This window comes from Streptomyces sp. NBC_01320 (genome assembly GCF_035974375.1).
Classification (GTDB): domain Bacteria; phylum Actinomycetota; class Actinomycetes; order Streptomycetales; family Streptomycetaceae; genus Streptomyces; species Streptomyces yanii.
The window spans coordinates 2,064,767-2,080,369 of record NZ_CP108390.1; the positions used below are offsets into that span (position 1 = coordinate 2,064,767).

Annotated in this window: 15 protein-coding genes and 3 pseudogenes; 9 read left to right on the forward strand and 9 right to left on the reverse strand. The window is 68.1% G+C overall.

What is annotated here, in order from left to right; translation table 11 throughout:
- Nucleotides 1–106 precede the first annotated feature (106 nt).
- Together OG395_RS09860 and OG395_RS09865 are read right to left on the reverse strand one after the other, a co-directional pair.
- A complete protein-coding gene (locus tag OG395_RS09860; RefSeq protein WP_327242539.1) occupies nucleotides 107–364 on the reverse strand; it encodes a hypothetical protein in 258 nt (85 codons plus the stop codon).
- Complete coding sequence (locus OG395_RS09865; protein WP_327242540.1) at nucleotides 361–483, reverse strand: hypothetical protein; 123 nt, start codon at nucleotides 481–483, stop codon at nucleotides 361–363. Before OG395_RS09865 ends, OG395_RS09860 begins: the two co-directional genes overlap by 4 nt.
- Before the next feature lie 483 nt (nucleotides 484–966).
- Between OG395_RS09865 and OG395_RS09870 the strand changes: the two genes are divergently transcribed.
- The 7 genes from OG395_RS09870 (at nucleotide 967) to OG395_RS09900 (ending at nucleotide 7,466) form a co-directional block, all read left to right on the forward strand.
- Nucleotides 967–2,154: an ATP-binding protein gene (locus OG395_RS09870; RefSeq protein WP_327242541.1), complete on the forward strand. Its 1,188-nt coding sequence runs from the start codon at nucleotides 967–969 to the stop codon at nucleotides 2,152–2,154.
- On the forward strand, nucleotides 2,151–2,993 hold the full coding sequence (locus OG395_RS09875; protein ID WP_327242542.1) for a roadblock/LC7 domain-containing protein: 843 nt from the start codon (nucleotides 2,151–2,153) through the stop codon (nucleotides 2,991–2,993). The genes OG395_RS09870 and OG395_RS09875 overlap by 4 nt, the downstream gene beginning before the upstream one ends.
- Nucleotides 2,986–3,378: a DUF742 domain-containing protein gene (locus OG395_RS09880; RefSeq protein WP_327242543.1), complete on the forward strand. Its 393-nt coding sequence runs from the start codon at nucleotides 2,986–2,988 to the stop codon at nucleotides 3,376–3,378. Before OG395_RS09875 ends, OG395_RS09880 begins: the two co-directional genes overlap by 8 nt.
- A 3-nt stretch (nucleotides 3,379–3,381) precedes the next feature.
- The gene (locus tag OG395_RS09885) at nucleotides 3,382–3,942 is read left to right on the forward strand and encodes a GTP-binding protein (protein ID WP_037696762.1); all 561 of its coding nucleotides are present in this window, start codon (nucleotides 3,382–3,384) and stop codon (nucleotides 3,940–3,942) included.
- Between the two features lie 10 nt (nucleotides 3,943–3,952).
- Nucleotides 3,953–5,332: a cytochrome P450 gene (locus tag OG395_RS09890; RefSeq protein ID WP_327242544.1), complete on the forward strand. Its 1,380-nt coding sequence runs from the start codon at nucleotides 3,953–3,955 to the stop codon at nucleotides 5,330–5,332.
- Nucleotides 5,333–5,436: 104 nt separating this feature from the next.
- Nucleotides 5,437–6,684 carry a cytochrome P450 gene (locus OG395_RS09895; protein ID WP_327242545.1) on the forward strand — a complete coding sequence of 416 codons (1,248 nt, stop codon included), beginning with the start codon at nucleotides 5,437–5,439 and terminating at the stop codon, nucleotides 6,682–6,684.
- The gene (locus OG395_RS09900) at nucleotides 6,681–7,466 is read left to right on the forward strand and encodes an enoyl-CoA hydratase/isomerase family protein (RefSeq protein WP_327242546.1); all 786 of its coding nucleotides are present in this window, start codon (nucleotides 6,681–6,683) and stop codon (nucleotides 7,464–7,466) included. Before OG395_RS09895 ends, OG395_RS09900 begins: the two co-directional genes overlap by 4 nt.
- Nucleotides 7,467–7,807: 341 nt before the next feature.
- On the opposite strand, the pseudogene OG395_RS09905 reads toward OG395_RS09900, so the two are convergent.
- The 4 genes and pseudogenes from OG395_RS09905 to OG395_RS09920 all read right to left on the reverse strand — a co-directional run.
- Nucleotides 7,808–8,549 (reverse strand): annotated as a pseudogene (locus OG395_RS09905) (IS701 family transposase); the annotation flags it as partial.
- Nucleotides 8,550–8,679: 130 nt separating this feature from the next.
- Nucleotides 8,680–9,189 carry a group II intron maturase-specific domain-containing protein gene (locus OG395_RS09910; protein ID WP_442818723.1) on the reverse strand — a complete coding sequence of 170 codons (510 nt, stop codon included), beginning with the start codon at nucleotides 9,187–9,189 and terminating at the stop codon, nucleotides 8,680–8,682.
- Nucleotides 9,190–9,222: 33 nt separating this feature from the next.
- A pseudogene (locus OG395_RS09915) lies at nucleotides 9,223–9,854 on the reverse strand (reverse transcriptase domain-containing protein); the annotation flags it as partial.
- 711 nt (nucleotides 9,855–10,565) lie between these two features.
- Nucleotides 10,566–11,765, reverse strand: a pseudogene (locus OG395_RS09920) (RNA-guided endonuclease InsQ/TnpB family protein).
- Between the two features lie 51 nt (nucleotides 11,766–11,816).
- Here OG395_RS09920 and tnpA point away from each other — a divergent pair.
- Nucleotides 11,817–12,245 (forward strand): IS200/IS605 family transposase, encoded by a 429-nt coding sequence (tnpA, locus tag OG395_RS09925; protein ID WP_327242549.1) that lies wholly within the window; start codon nucleotides 11,817–11,819, stop codon nucleotides 12,243–12,245.
- Nucleotides 12,246–12,610: 365 nt separating this feature from the next.
- Here tnpA and OG395_RS09930 read toward each other — a convergent pair whose 3' ends face one another.
- Entirely contained in the window at nucleotides 12,611–13,831 is a 1,221-nt protein-coding gene (locus OG395_RS09930) for a cysteine desulfurase-like protein (protein ID WP_327242550.1), read from the reverse strand.
- A gap of 190 nt (nucleotides 13,832–14,021) precedes the next feature.
- On the opposite strand from OG395_RS09930, the gene OG395_RS09935 reads away from it, so the two are divergent.
- Nucleotides 14,022–14,234 (forward strand): hypothetical protein, encoded by a 213-nt coding sequence (locus OG395_RS09935; protein ID WP_327242551.1) that lies wholly within the window; start codon nucleotides 14,022–14,024, stop codon nucleotides 14,232–14,234.
- Between the two features lie 48 nt (nucleotides 14,235–14,282).
- Here OG395_RS09935 and rbsD read toward each other — a convergent pair whose 3' ends face one another.
- Nucleotides 14,283–14,672, reverse strand: coding sequence for a D-ribose pyranase (gene rbsD / locus OG395_RS09940; protein ID WP_327242552.1), 390 nt, complete (start codon nucleotides 14,670–14,672; stop codon nucleotides 14,283–14,285).
- On the reverse strand, nucleotides 14,669–15,574 hold the full coding sequence (locus OG395_RS09945; protein WP_327242553.1) for a ribokinase: 906 nt from the start codon (nucleotides 15,572–15,574) through the stop codon (nucleotides 14,669–14,671). The genes rbsD and OG395_RS09945 overlap by 4 nt, the downstream gene beginning before the upstream one ends.
- Nucleotides 15,575–15,603: the final 29 nt, after the last annotated feature.

Here is a 15,603-nt window from a genome sequence, read left to right on the forward strand (position 1 = left end):
CGACGCCCAGGTCGGCTCGGGGCAGCCGAAGAGGAGCCCGTAACCCGCGGGCAGCTGCAGCAGGATGCGACGGGTGAGCTCTTCGCCGACCGCGTCCGCGAGACGCTCAGCACGGCGCCGGGCGGTGCCCAAGACGGAGGCGACCGACCCGGTCGACGGCGAGCAGCCGCTCGCATCGCGGAGCCAGGAGACGCGAGAACTCGTCTACCGAACAAGCGGGTTCGAAAGCGCTCCCCAACTTGGGCCTGGGCAGTGAGGCGAGGGTCAGTGCGTACTTGCGCTGTTCATACCAGCGCTCCTTCAGGTGCCCGGGGTCGTCCTTGCCCCGGTACAGGTCGTCGAAGTAGCCCGCCGGGGTGCTCACAGGAACACCACTTCGCGGGGACGCAGATGGTGAGCGAGCTCCTCGGGCGGCAGGATGGCCGCCTTGGGTACGGGATCACTGCCATGCGAATCGGCCTGTGCGGAACGTGCAGGGTGCATCCGGAGGATCCCCGGGCGCCTGCGCGGGTGTCTGCGCGGGCGTTCTCTCACCGAGCATACAACACGCACCCGGCGCCTATGAACTGGGCGCCGGCACCTGCGGATGAGGTCCTTCAAGGGTCCGGTTGACGGTGCCTCAGATCGATGTGAGAGATTGTCACTCCACTTATGAAGAACCGATTGACGGATCGGTGGCGAGAGGGGTGGCGGATGGCAGATACGGGGTCGAAAGGTCATGTCAACCCGCTGCTGCGGCGGCTGTGTTGGGCGTGTGCGGCGCCGTAGCAGGCGTCCGGGGAGGCGAAGTTCCGGTGATAGCATCCCGGCATCTGTGATCTTGATCCATTTGACGCAGATGTTGATTCGCGATCGGCGGCATGCTCTCCGCGTAACAGCAGGTGAACCGTGCCGATCAGCTGTGTTGCGGGTCCTCGCGAGGTGTATCCGCAGCCGTCCGCATGCCATGCGCCGGGAAAGGTTTCCATGAATCGAGACGCACTTGTGTGGTGCTTGGTTGCGGTGGCGGCGATAGCCGTTGTCGCGGTCGTGGCACTCGTCGCCCGCAACAGAGCGCTGGGGGCGAAGAAGCAGCATACCGAGGCCGAACTGAGGCGCCAGCTACTCACGGCAGACAGCCACTTGCACTCGTCGCGCGCCGAGCTGCAGAGGTTCCGGAACGAGCAGGACGCCACGCTCCGCGAAGCCAAGGAAGCGGCGGAGGAGAACACCAAGGCCGTCCTCAAGGGTGCCGCCAGCTTCCTGCAGAGCCTCGCGGCCGAGCAGACGACACTTCTGGACGGCATCCAGCGCAAGTACGGCGGACACGCCGTCCTCAGCGACCTGTTGGACGTCAACCACGCCAACGCCCAGATGGCGCGCAAGGCTCAGGGCATCGCCGTCATGTGCGGTGCGCCGCTCGGCCGTCGCAACAGGCCCGCCAGCGTCTACGACGTGGTGCGCAGTGCCCAGGGCCAGATCCGCAACTTCCATCGGGTCGCCATCATGCAGCAGGCCGGTCTCGCCCTGAAGGCGTCCGCGGTCGCGCCCGTCGCCCTCGCCGTGGCGGAGCTGCTTGACAACGCTGCCAGCTTCTCGCAGCACGACGCGCCGATCGAGGTGACGTTCCAGCGCGTCCAGAACAACCTGTGCATCGTCATCGACGACGCCGGTGTCAACATGAACGACGAAGAGCGGCAGCGGGCGACCGCCCTGCTCTCCGGCGAGGTCGCCCCCCGTCTGTCGCAGCTCGGGACTCAGCCGAAGTTCGGCTTCCCGGTCGTCGGCCTGATCGCGCGTCAGCACGGTTTCAAGGTGGACGTCACCGGAGTCTCCCGATACGGCGGCGTCAGGGCCGTCGTCCTCTTGCCCGAGGAGCTGTGGACCATGGAGGAGATACCGCCCGCCCAGGAGGCTCCGGTCAGCGATATCCGGCGCGCCACCGAGAGCCGGCCCCAGAGCGCGACGTCGCGCACGATGCACGGTCTGCCCAAGCGCGGCGCACGCCAGGCGCCCATCGCGAGCGTCCCCGATCCCGACACCACCTCGGCGGCGCCGCTGATCCCGGGGGAGACAGGCCGCGCTTCCGGGCGCAGCCTGGGGGCCTTCCAGCGCGGCACGCTCTCCGGCCGCAACCTTGACGCCACCTCGCTCGAAGGGTCCGAAGACGCATGACCGCAGACCTGTCGTGGATGCTCGAGGACATCGTGCACAACGTGCCCCGTGCACGGCACGCCGTCCTGCTGTCCGCGGACGGCCTTCCTCGCGGCGCGACGGAAGGCCTGGCCGAGAAGGATGTGCGCACCATCTCCGCCGCCATGGCCGGGATGCAGTCGCTCAGCCGGGCGACGGCCCACTTCGCCGGACCGGAGGAGGACCGGCAGTGGAACCAGACCATCATCGAGTTCTCGCATGGCTGGAGCTTCCTGATCGGGGCAGGGCAGGGCGCCTACCTCGCCGCCGCGGCCGCGCCCGATGTGGACATGCAGCAGATCTCCTTCCGCATGCACCGCCTCGTCGCACGGCTGGGCAACAACCTCACCTCGCCGCCGAGGGTGAGCGCCGAGGACGCCGGAGGTGCGCGGGGGAGCGCCCGCCGGCAGCAGAGCTCCGGTGACGCGGGATTCGTCCTTGGCGAGCTCGACCAGGTGATGTCCGAGGTCAAGGGTGCCCGCCACGCGGTGCTGCTGGGATCGGACGGCCTTCCCCGCGGGGCGACCAAGGGGATGAGCCGCGACCTCGCGGACACGGTCTCCGCGGCCATGACGGGCATCCACGCATACAGCCGGGTCACCTCCCAGTTCGCGGGGGTCCTCGAGGACGCGGAATGGCGTCAGACGGTCATCGAGTTCCAGCACGGCTGGATCTTCCTGATGGCGGCCGGCCCCGGCGCCTTCCTGGCCGCTGCCGCCGAACACGACTGCGACATAGAGGAGTTCACCACGCGTCTGCACGAGGTGGTTCCCAGACTGACCGCGGCGGCGACACCGGGGAAGGGGACAGGCCATGCCTGACGGGCCCGAGCAGGATGACGAGCTGGAACTGACGTCTCCGTTAGTCCCTCTCTTCGTGATCACGAACGGACGAGCGCTGCCCCCGGACCACGAGTACGAGCACACGACGCTCGTGACGGCGGCGGCAGTGGACGGACCGGTCGCGGCGCGCACGCTGTCCCCGGAAACGGGGCAGGTCATGGACCTGGTCGCGAACGGCTTCCTGTCCGTGGCCGAGGTGGCAGGGCACACGCATCTGCCCCTGGGCATCGTCCGCATCCTGCTGGCGCAGTTGGAGGAGGACAGTCTCATCCTCGTGAGGAGACCGATACCGCGCGCCGAACGTGTCGACAGAGAACTGGTCAGCGCCGTGCTCGAGGGCCTGAAGAATCGATTCGGAGCGTAGCGCGTGTACCTGGATCCAGATGTCTCCCACGCGGTGAAGATCCTCATAGTGGGGCACTTCGGGGTCGGCAAGACCACCTGCATCGGCAGTCTCTCCGAGATCGAGCCCCTACGGACCGAGGAAGAGATCACCGAGGCCAGCGTGGGCTTCGATGACCTGTCGGGCACACCCGACAAGAAGACCACCACCGTCGCCATGGACTTCGGCCGGCTCACCCTCAGCGACACCCTGGTGCTCTACCTCTTCGGAACGCCCGGCCAGGAGCGCTTCAAGGAGATGTGGGAGGAGCTCTCCCGGGGTGCCCTGGGCGCGCTGGTCCTGGTCGACCCGGAGCGACTGCACGAGTCCTTCCCCGTCCTGGACCTCGTCGAACGTTTCGGCCTGACGTACGCCATCGCCGTGAACCACTTCGAGGGCACCACGGACTACCCGCTCGACGAGGTGCGCGAGGCCCTGAACCTCACCGCCGAGACCCCTGTCGTGGAGTGCGACGTACGGGACGAGAACTCCTCGGCGCAGGCCCTCATCACCCTCGTGAAACACCTCATGTCCCAACTCGGCTAGGAGCGCAGGAATGCAACAGCCACATGAACCGCAGGAGATACCCCCCGGCTGCCCCGCGCACGGGAACGTCCAGATGTACGGCCCCTCGTTCGGAGCCGACCCCGAAAGCCACTACGCACAGCTGCGTTCGTTCGGTCTCAGTGCGCCCGTGGACATCGCCCCCGACGTCCAGGCCGAGCTCGTCACCAGCTACGACGCCGCTCTGTACGTCCTGCAGAACCCCGCCTCCTTCGTGCGCGACTCCCGCCGCTGGAACGCCCTCAACGAGGGGCGCGTCCCGGCCGACAGCCCGGCACTGCCCATGATGGGTTACCGCCCCAACGCGCTCTTCAGTGACGGTGCGGCACATGCCCGACTGCGTCAGGCCGTTACCGACAGTCTCGCCACGGTCAACGAGCACCAGCTCATCAGGCAGACACAGCAGTCCGCCAACTACCTGATCAGCCAGTTCAGTACCGACATCCGCGGCCAGGCGGAGCTGATGGCCGAGTACGCCCAGCCGCTGCCCCTGCTGGTCTTCAGCGACCTGTTCGGCTGCCCGCCCGAGATCGGCGACCGCGTGATCGCCGGGATCAGTGGCATCTTCGAGGGCACACCCGGGGCCGACGAGGTGCTCGGTGGGGCGCTCACCGAGCTGATCGCCCTCAAGCGGCGGCGCCCGGCGGCCGACCTGACGACGCGTCTGATGGGGCATCCGGCCCAGCTGAGCGACGAGGAGGTGCTGCACCAGCTGGTCACCCTGCTCTCCGGTGGCACCGCGCCGCTGGCCGCGGCCATCGGCACAAGTAGCGCCCTGTACCTCGGAGAGGACTGGCAGGTCGGCCTTCCGGTCGAGGACGCGGTCTCCCAGACCCTCTGGAACTACGCGCCGATCGCCAACTACGCGGCCCACTACCCGACTCACGACGTCGAGCTCGGCGGCAGGGTGATCCGGGCCAACGACCCGGTCCTGATCTCATTCGCCGCGGCCAACACCGACCCGAAGCTGACCGAACATCGCGAACAGCTCAGCGCCAAGGCGCACTTGGCGTTCGGAGCGGGCCCGCACGCCTGCCCCGCCAAGGACCCGGCTTTCATGATCGCCGTGACTGCCGTCGAAGCACTGCTCAACCGGCTTCCCGACGTCGAGATGCGTGTCCCGTTCAAGGCGCTCACCTGGGCGCCGAGCCCGTGGAGCCGCTCGCTGGTCACCCTCCCGATCCGCTTCACCCCGAGGGCTGTTCCCCAGGCAGCCGAGTCGGCCGGATCGAACGCGGGCCAGATGCCCCAGCAGCAGACGGCCGCCTCCTCACCCTCCACCGCCGGACCCTCGCGCACGAACGCCGGTGTCGCGCCGCAGCCCAAGGGCGGCCTGTTCAGCCGCTTCCTGGCGTGGACCAGGGGCGAGTGAGGCAAGAGTGATTTTAGTAACCTCCTGAGCACTCAGCGGTAGTGGATGCTTTAACGATCATGTGGGTATGCATGGCGGCTGGATCTCAGAAAGGAGCCGCCACCATGGTGGTTGCCACTACCCCGTCGTACGACCGCCGGGCGTCCGCCTCCCTCTTCTCCCGTCTGCGGACGGCCAGAGGGCAGGCCGACCCCTTCCCTATATACGCCGAACTCCTCTCGCGGGGCGAGGTGGTGCCCGCCCCCTGGGGCGGCTCCGTCGTGACGAGCTTCGCCGCCTGCGACCAGGTTCTGCGCAGCCGTCAATGGCTGGAGCCCGACAGGAAGTGGCGGGAGCGCCAGGGGCCCGGGACACGCTGGAACGCGCCCTCCTCACGCGAGATGAGCAACACGCTCGCCGCGCTCAACCCCCCGGACCACACCAAGGTGCGACGGGCGGCGGGCACCTTCGACCGAGCCACTGTGGAGCGCATCGGCCGCAATGTGAACCGGACCGCGGATCAGCTCCTCGATGCCTTCGCGGAGCGAATACGCACCGGCGAGGCGGACTTCTCGGAGCTTGTCTGCGAGGAGCTGCCGGTGGCCACCATAGGTGACTGGCTCGGGCTGCCGCAGGCCGACTGGCCCAGGCTCCGGCAGCTGACACACGATCAGGTCTTCACCCAGGAGCTGCTGCCGTCGGCCAGCCAACTGGCATTGTCCGACGCGGCCACGGCCGAACTCCGCACCTATTTCATGGACCTGGTGCGTGATCGGCGCTCCCACCCCGGTGATGACCCCGTCACCCGGTGGATCCAGACGTGGGACGTGATCGAGCCCGACCAGGACAAGGCCGACGAGGCGGTCTACTTCCTGGTGTTGTTCGTCCTGCTGGCCGCCCTGGAGACCACCGCGACCCTCCTCTCGACGATGACACTCCGGATCGTCGAAAGCCCGGAACGCTGGGACATGATCGCCGACAACCCGGGCCTCGCACCCGGGTTCGTGGAGGAGACGCTCCGCTACGACCCCCCCACCCACGTGATCAGCAGGGTCGCCTCGCAGGACTCCGTGCTGGGAGGCGTCGAGATCCGCCGCGGCGAGATGGTCCACCTCATGGTCGGAGCGGCGAACCGAGACCCGGCCAGACACAGCGACGCGGACCGGTTCGACCCCGAACGCACGCCCGGCCACCTCGCATTCAGTGGCGGGATCCACTACTGCCTCGGCGCGCCGCTGGCCCGCCTCGAAGCCCAGACCCTTCTCCGCCAACTGATCCGGCGCCTTCCCCGCCTCACCCTCGTACGCCCCCCGTCGATGGCGCCCCGTGTGGCGTTCCGGCGCCTGCTGAATCTGGACGTAGCCCTCGCATGACCGAATCGACCCTCACCCCCGCACACGCCCGGACCAGTCCCAAGGCGATACGCGCCGAGCAGGACGGCCCCGTACTGCATGTCCGCCTCAACCCCTGGGGGCAGGACGACACGTTGGACGCCGCAGTCCTCGACGACCTCGTCACCCTGCTCGACGACCTCCACGAAAGACCCGACGTCCGGATCCTGACGCTGTCGTCACTGGGTACGGACTTCTGCCTGGGTGCCGACCGCAACGAGTACCAGGAGGCACTGGCCGCCGATCCGTCCGGAGTAAGCCTGCGGCGCATCGCCGACAAGGCGCACCGCCTGTGCCAGGCCCTGGAGAACACTCACGCGGTCACCATCGCCCGGTTGCACGGGCGGGTCATCGGCGCGGGTCTCGCCCTCGCCGCCTTCTGCGATCTGCGCGCCGGTGCCGACACCAGCCGCTTTCGCATGCCGGAGGTCGGCATAGGGCTACCGCCGGCGTGGGGCGGGGCGATGGGACGCCTGGTCTCCGAGGCCGGCGCCTCGAGGATTCGCGAGCTCATGCTCACCTGCGACGTCTTCGACGCCGACACGGCCCACCGTATCGGCCTGCTCCACCGGACCGCCCCACTCGACCAGCTGGACAAGGTGATCGATTCCTGGACCAGGCCCCTCGTCCGACGCTCGCCCGAAGCGCTCGTCCTGACCAAACGGATGCTGGCCGGCTACGCACGGGCGGACAGGACGGCAGACGTCTCCCTGCTCGACTCCCATCTCCTGGCAGCCACTCTCCACCAGCACGCAAGGGGCTGATCCTCCCAGGCTGATGCAAGCGTCCGGCCCGCCACGGACCGCCGAGGCATGGGAACGGCCGGGTGCCTCGGCGCGTGTGGCGGGCACAGTGCGCGCGGCGAGGTACCCGGCCACTCACGATCGGGTCGGGCATCTCGCGCTGCGCTCGCAGCCCCAGCGGCCAGTACTCCAGCCGGACTTCGGTGTATGTCCTGGTCAACGGCTTGAGCGTGGGGATTGTAGCGGGATGGTGCCGGGTGCGGGGCGGGTTCGCCCGGCCTGCCCCGTGAACGAGTGACCTCGCCGTGTGTAGTGACAGCGGCGGGGCCGGGCCTGGTGCCGGCGGCGCCATCTCGACCAGTTCATCGCGTGGTTGCCCTGTCGAGTAGGACGCCGGTGGGTAGTCGCCAGTAGACGGCGCATCTCGGCCGGGGTGAGGTCCACGAGGTTGGGCGTGTCATGGTTGCCTCCCCCTTTGCCGTTCCTGGGCGGCGGTGACGGCCAGGAACGCGTGGGCAAGCATGGCGAGGGTGATATGTCGGTGCCAGCCGACGTAGCGGCGGACTTCTTACTGGTCCAGGCCGCATTCGTTCTTCGCGCTCTGGAAGCATTCCTTGATCTTCCAGCGGCATCCGGCAATCTGCACAAGATCGGCGACGATGGCGTCCAAGGGGCGGATGCGAGGAAGTAGGCGAGCTCGTCGGGCTTGGTGATGCTGGGGCGGGCGAGCAACCAGCGTTGCCGGGTGGGCTCGTCGCCGTCGAACTCCCAGACCGCCGGCAGGCGGGCACCGTCGCCGCAGGAGAGCCGCTGCCATGCCTCGTCGGGGGCCCGGCCGATGAGGTGCTCGATGCGGGGGCCGTGGACCTGCTGCGACTTCGGCACTCCCACGGCGTGGGACAGGCCGGCGTCTTCCAGGAAACGTCGGAAGCGAGAGTCCTGCCCATAGGCGGCATCTGCCGCGACCCAGGCGACGGGCAGCGGCGAGACAAGGGCCCGCAGGACCATGGTGCGAGCCAGTTCGTTCTTGGTCGCGAATCGGCGGTGTTGGCGGATGCGGGCAGCGTGGCAGCGTTCGGGATCGTCGGTCCAGGACTTGGGCAGCCCTTGTTCCCACACGGAGGCAGGCACGTCATCGATCACATGCAGATCGGGTAGGCGGGCCGGTTTGCCCGGCCCGCCCCCCACACCACCGGACATGCGGGCCCGCATCCGGCGGTTCGTCCAGCTGATCTCAGGCGAGCTTCAGGCGGGACCACGAGCCCTTGAACGACTTGTAGCCCTGCGCATCCCAATAGGCTTTATTCATAGCGATTTCCAGTGGTTTCAGGTGGGAGGCCCGCCAGTATCGCTTGCGTTGCACTGCAACGCCTTGCTCCTGGTCTCCAAATTCGTAACCGAGCTTCTGGAGCATGGAGTTCTTGCGCTGACTGGTCTTCCACTGCACCCACTGGGCCTGCCGTAGCCTGCGGCGGGTCCAGTGATCAATCTCCTCGAAAACCCGAAGGCTGTCGGAGAGACTGAAGTAGGCCACCCAGCCGACCGAGAAACGGTTGAGTTTGTCCATCCTGTGGGCCATCGATACGCCCCACGTCCGGGAGGTGACTCGCCGAACGGTGGACTTTAGCCGTCTCACGGCCTTCCGGTCCACCCGGATCTTCACCTGCCCTTTGGCGAGGTAGTACCCGAATCCCAGGAGTGACGTCCACCAGATGGGGCACGCCTTCGACTTCTCACGATTCACCCTCAGTTTCAAGGTCTTCTCAATGAAGGCCGTGACCGAGGCGAGGGTCCGCTGCGCCGCTCGCTCGGACCGGACGAAAATCATCACATCGTCCGCGTACCTCACGAACCGGTGTCCGCGTTTGAAGAGTTCGCGGTCAAGGTCGTCCAGCATGATGTTCGACAGCAACGGGGACAAGGGGAACCCTGCGGGGTCCCTTCCTCGTTCCTCACCATCACGCCGTCGCTCATAATCCCGGCTTCCAGGTACCGCCGAATCAACTTCAGGACCTTTCTGTCCCTCACCCGGCGAGCCACCCGCGCCATAAGCGCATCGTGATTCATTCGGTCGAAGAACTTGTCGAGGTCCAGGTCCACGGCCCAACGGTTTCTGTCCTGGACGGCCCGGCGACCAACCCTTACGGCTTGGTGGGCCGAACGCCCTGGTCGGAACCCGAACGACGCCCCAGAGAAGTGGGGATCGAAGACGGGCACGAGGGCCTGCGCAATTGCCTGCTGGATCAAGCGATCCAGCACCCGTGGGACACCTAGCATCCGCTCCCCACCATTCGGCTTAGGGATGGTCACCCGACGGACAGGAGCGGGCTTATATGTCCCCGCATCGAGCTCAGCCCATACCTTGGGCCAGTTCTGGGCGATCCATGGCCGGAGTTCATCCGTCGTCATCCCATCAACGCCGGGGGCACCCCGGTTTGCTTCGACGCGCCTGAGCGCCGCGAGAAGGTTCTCCTTCGAGAACACCGTCTCCCAGAGGGAGACCTCGCGGTGATTGTTGTCCGCGTGTAGCGCCGGCTGGTCACTGCGCCCCTTGGGCTGGGCGGTCGTATGCACCGACCCCGTCACCCCAGGGTCTGCCGGGGCAGATTTACGGCGGTCATCGTGACCTGCGCGAGCAGACACCCTTCTTCCAATCCGCTAAACGTTCGGCCCTTCCCGAGTCCTTGTCGGCCTACTGCCTTCCCGTCTCGGTACTATGACCTCTGCTGACTTCTGTCCGGCAAACCAGTGCCATTGCTGGCATCGGTCGTCACAATCCCGGCCGACACACCGTTACAGGTGACACCCGGGCAGACCTCCCCGAATAAGAACAGCAACTTTCCCCGGATCGCCGCCGCATATACTCTGCGTCTTTCTTGGTGAGAACGGGCTTCGATGCAGTCAGCCACCTTGCCCAAGACGCCTAGCCTCAAATGCGGTTCTTGTACATCGGTACCCGGTTTTGCCTCCGGCTTCCTTCGGACCCCACCTCGCGATGACGCCCTTGCCGTTCGGCTAGCGAGTTAGTCTCACCTCTTCTCGTCGGGACTTTCACCCTTTAGCTGCTGCCCATGTCGGGCGTACTGACTCCTCCACCCCCTGAAGGGGGGTGGCTTCTCGCTATGCCGGTTGGGCTTCGCGACGGACCAGCCCGGCCCGTAGAACGTTCAGGGCGCCCACCGTGTCCGCGTGTGCCTGGTGGCCGCACGAGACGCAGCGGAACTTCTGTTGTGTGGGCCGGTTCTCCTTGGCGGTGTGCCCGCATACGGGGCACCGCCGGGAGGTGTTGCGGGGGTCCACGGCCATCACTTCCCGTCCGGCGCATTCTGCCTTGGCGGTGAGGATCGTCAGGAACACCCCCCATCCGGCATCAGCGATCGAACGGTTCAGCCCGGCCTTGGCGACGGCCCCGTTGGGCAGGAAGCTGCCCGGCGTGGCGGGGTCCGGCTTCGGAGCCGGGACCTTGCTCATGTTGCGGATCCTGAGGTCTTCGTGCGCGATGAAATCGTGGTCACGCACCAGGTTCAGCGCGGTCTTGTGCGCGTGGTCCAGGCGCTGACGGCGGACCTTGCGGTGCAGCCGCGCCACAACCTCCACGGCCTTGCGTCGGCGCTTCGAGCCGCGCTTGCACCGGGCGAGGGCCTGCTGCGCGGCTTCGAGCTTCGCGGCGGCCTTCGCCCCGTGCCGGGGGTTGGGTACGAACTCGCCGTGGGAGTCGGCGAGGAAGTTCGCTATGCCCAGGTCGATGCCGACCATGCTGCCGGTCGCCGGTAGGGGCTCGGGCTGTTCCTGGTCGGCGGTGAGGATGACGTACCAGCGCCGCCCTTCGCGCTTGACGCTGATCGTCTTGACCTTCCCGGCCACCGGCCGGTGCTGGTGCACCTTGACGTGTCCGACGCCCTGGAGGCGGACGCGGGTGACGGGGTCGTGCGGGGTGGCATCCCAGCGGCAGCCGTCGCCGTCCTTCGGGAAGTCCACGGTGTCGAACCGCTTGCCCGAACGAAAGCGCGGATACCCCGGTGCCTCTGCGGCCTTGACCCGACGGAAGAAACCGGTGAACGCCTTGTCCAGCCGTCGCAACGTCGCCTGCTGAGAAGAGAACGACCAACGGCCCTAACGTTCCGGGTCGAAGGCCCGGATGTCCTTGAGCTGGGCGGACTGCTGCCCGTACCGGACCGTCGTCTTCGAGCTGTGCCGGTAGGCATCGCGGCGTTCTTGCAACGCGCCGTTGTAGAGCGAGCAGTGATCCCGCAGCATCTCGGCGAGCGCGCCCTGCTGGCCCACGGTGGGCCGCATCAGGAACTTGTACGCACGGATCATCCGGCCCACCCCCTTCCTGGCCCGCTTCGGAGATCATACTACGCTTGGCGTATGTCACCACGATGGGAACCAAACCCCGATATTCGTACCGGTCGCCACGTCGTCTCCCACCTCCATGCCCACTTGGTGTTCGTCACCAGGTACCGGCGCGGCGTGTTCGATGACGACATGTTGAAGCGGTGCGAGGAGATCATGCGCGAGGTCTGCGGCACGTTCGAGGCGGAGCTGCGGGAGTTCAACGGCGAAGCCGACCACGTGCACCTGCTGGTGCACTACCCGCCGAAGGTCGCCCTGTCGAAGCTGATCAACAGCCTCAAGGGCGTCAGCTCCAGGTACCTGCGAGCGGAGTACACCGGGCGAATCAACCGGATCGGCATGGGATCGGTGTTCTGGTCCCGCTCCTACTTCGCGGGATCCTGCGGCGGCGCACCGCTGACCGTGATCCGCCAGTACATCGAAGGGCAGAAGCGGCCTGCCTGACCATCCCCCAGGCACAGCGAACTCCGGCGCCTCGCGCCTCCGGACCAAGGATGCGTTTCCCTCCCCGACTGAAGCCGGGGATACCCACGCAAGATCAGGGATGGCTATCCCCGCCGCTGCCACCACATACGGCGAGGTCACTCGTTCACGGGGCAGGCCGGGCGAACCCGCCCCGCACCCGGCACCATCCCGCTACAGTCCCCACGCTCAAGCCGTTGACCAGGACATACACCGAAGTCCGGCTGGAGCGCTGGTGCCCCTCCCGGCAAGCTTTGCCCCGTGGCACCGGCCAACTGCGCCAGGACAGCGCGACCCGGCGCCAGGACACCTGACGCACACCGGCACCTCGCGAATGGCCGCCCGCGTCAGCCGGTGGCGGGCGAGGTGCCCAGGAAGCCGGACAGGGCGTCCAGCAGCCTGTCGACGTCCTCGGCGCTGTTGTAGGGGGCCAGACCGATCCGCAGTCCGCCCTCGTCGCCCAGTCCGAGCCTGCGGGATGCCTCCAGCGCATAGAACGAGCCGGCCGGAGCGTCGACACCTCGCTCCGCCAGATATCGCGAGGCGACGGTGGCGCTTCGATCCGCCAGGGTGAGCAACAGGGTCGGCGTGCGGTGAGCGGCCCGGGAGTGCACGGTGACACTGCCGAGGGCGGCCAGTCCTTGCTCGATACGGGCCCGCAGGGCGTCCTCGTGGGTCTCGATCGCCGCGAAGGCGGCGAGCAGCCGTTCCCGGCGGGTGCCGTCGGTGTTGGGGGCCAGTCCGGCGAGGAAGTCCACCGCCGCGCGGGCTCCGGCGAGCAACTCGTAGGGCAGCGTGCCCAGTTCGAAGCGCTCGGGAACCGCGTCGGTGGAGGGCAGAAGCTTGTCCGGCCGCAGCGTCTCCAGCAGCTCGGGGCGGCTCGCCAGCACGCCGAGGTGCGGGCCGAGGAATTTGTACGGCGAGCAGACCAGGAAATCCGCGCCGAGGCCGGGCAGGTCGACAATGGCGTGCGAGGCATAGTGCACCGCGTCCACATGCAGCAGTGCTCCGGCCCGGTGTACGAGGTCGGCGACAGCCGGGATGTCGGGGCGGGTGCCGATCAGGTTGGACGCTGCGGTGATGGCGACCAAGCGGGTGCGCGCGGAGAGCACCTGTGCGATGTCGTCGGTCGTCAACTCACCGGTGGCCGGGTCGAAGTCTGCCCAGCGGACGGCGGCGCCCACAGTCTCGGCCGCCTGGATCCAGGGGCGGATATTGGAGTCGTGGTCGAGCCGGCTGACGACCACCTCGTCGCCGGGGCTCCAGTTCTTGGCGAGGGTGCGCGACAGGTCGTAGGCGAGCTGGGTGGAACTGCGGCCGAATACGATGCCCCGTGGATCGGCACCCAGCAGGTCGGCCAGCGCGCGGCGGGCGCCGGTCACGACAGCCTCCGCGTTGCGCTCGCCCTCGGTGGTGAGGCCCCGGTTCGCCAGCGGGTTGGCCAGTGCGTCCGCGATGGCGTCGATCACCGGCTGAGGTGTCTGGGTGCCGCCGGGGGCGTCGAAGCGGGCGGAACCCGACTTCAGGGCGGGGAACTGGGCGCGGACGGCGTCGACATCAAAGCTCATGCGTACTCCTGTAGGCGAGATGACGAGGTGAGCGACACGGTACGGGGTGCGGGAGCACGGCTACCGATGCGGGGAGCCCTGCTTGCCCGGGACCGCTGCGGCGAGGGGCCGAGGAACGGGGCTCTCTCCCTTCCGCATGTCTGCCGCCGGTCCTTCGGGATCCCACAGGAACGCCCGGCAAGGATCAGTGGTGTCGCGCTTCAGGTCGGCACACAGTGGGTACGGCGCATCGCGATCCGCTCAGACGGACGGCGCCGCGGTCGAAGCGGTCGGAGTGGTCCGCAGCTGGTCGACACCCGAGCGCACCGCCCATACGAACACGATGAGCGCGACGGTGCCCACCGTGCCGGAGTCGTACGGCGCCGGCAAGCGCCCGGAACCGCCGAGGGTGCCGCATGAGTGAGGCCCGGCACCGCGTTGCGGGACCGGGCCTCACTCATATGCACACGGATCAGAAGAAGACTCCGCAGCGCAGCAGGACGTTCGCGTAGGGCCGTGCCTCCCCGGTGCGTACGACCAACCGCGCCCCCGCCGACAGCGCCTTGAGCTCGTCGTGCGGAACCAGCTGCAGATCCGGCAGGCATCCGGCCAGCAGTCCGGCGGCCGCCGGATTCGCCTCCCGCACCTCGCACGCGGCCGTGGCGCCCTCGATCACCAGCTCGTCCAACAGCCCTTCGAGCACATCGGCGAACGAAGGTATTCCGGCGCGGAAGGCCAGATCGACGACCCGCGGACCGGCCGGGACGGGCATGCCCGCGTCGCAGACGAGGACCCCGTCGCCATGGCCCAGCTCGGCCAGTGCCCCCGCCAGATGACGGTTGAGAACTCCGGCCTTCTTCACAGCGCGGAAACCTCCTCGGCGGTCGGGAAGGACGCCTGCGCGCCTTCCCTGGTGACAGCTGCGGCGCCCACCCTCACGGCGAAGGCGGCAGCCGTCGCGATGTCCTCGCCCAGGCTGAGCCGCCAGGCCAGGGCGGCGGTGAAGGCGTCACCGGCACCGGTGGTGTCCACGGCGTCCACCCGGGGACTCGGGATCCGTGCCACGGCGTCCGTACGGCCGTCGGCGACCAGCGCGCCGTCCGCGCCCAGGGTGATCACCACCGACTGCGGGCCGAGGGCGAGGAGTGCCCGGGCCCAGTCCTCGGGGCCGGGCCCCGCGGAAGCGCCGAGCACGAACCGGGCCTCGTGCTCGTTGACGACCAGCGGGTCGCAGGCGGCGAGTACATCGTCGGGCAGCGGCGCGGGCGGCGACGGATTCAGAACGAACCGGGCACCGGGCGGCCGGGTTCGTGCCACCTCGGCCACGGTCTCCAGGGGGATCTCCAGCTGTGCCGAGACGACCCGGGCGCCGGCGAGCAGGTCGGCGGCGCCGCGGATGTCGTCGGGAGTCAGCCGGGCGTTGGCCCCCGGCGAGACCACGATGCTGTTGTCACCCGAGGGATCCACCGTGATCAGCGCAACCCCGGTGGGCGCCCCGCCGACGAGAACACCACCGGTGTCGACGCCGGCCTCACGCTGCGATTCCAGCAGCAACCGACCATGGGCGTCGTCGCCCACCCGGGCCAGCAGAGCGGTCCTGGCTCCGAGGCGGGCCGCGGCGACGGCCTGGTTGCCTCCCTTGCCGCCCGGATGGACGGCAAGGTCGGAGCCGAGCACGGTCTCTCCCGGCGCGGGGCGCCGCTCGACGCCGATCACCAGGTCGGCGTTGGCCGACCCTACGACCAGCAGGTCGTAGTCCTGCATCGCTGTCCTTCTTTCACTGGGATCCAAGG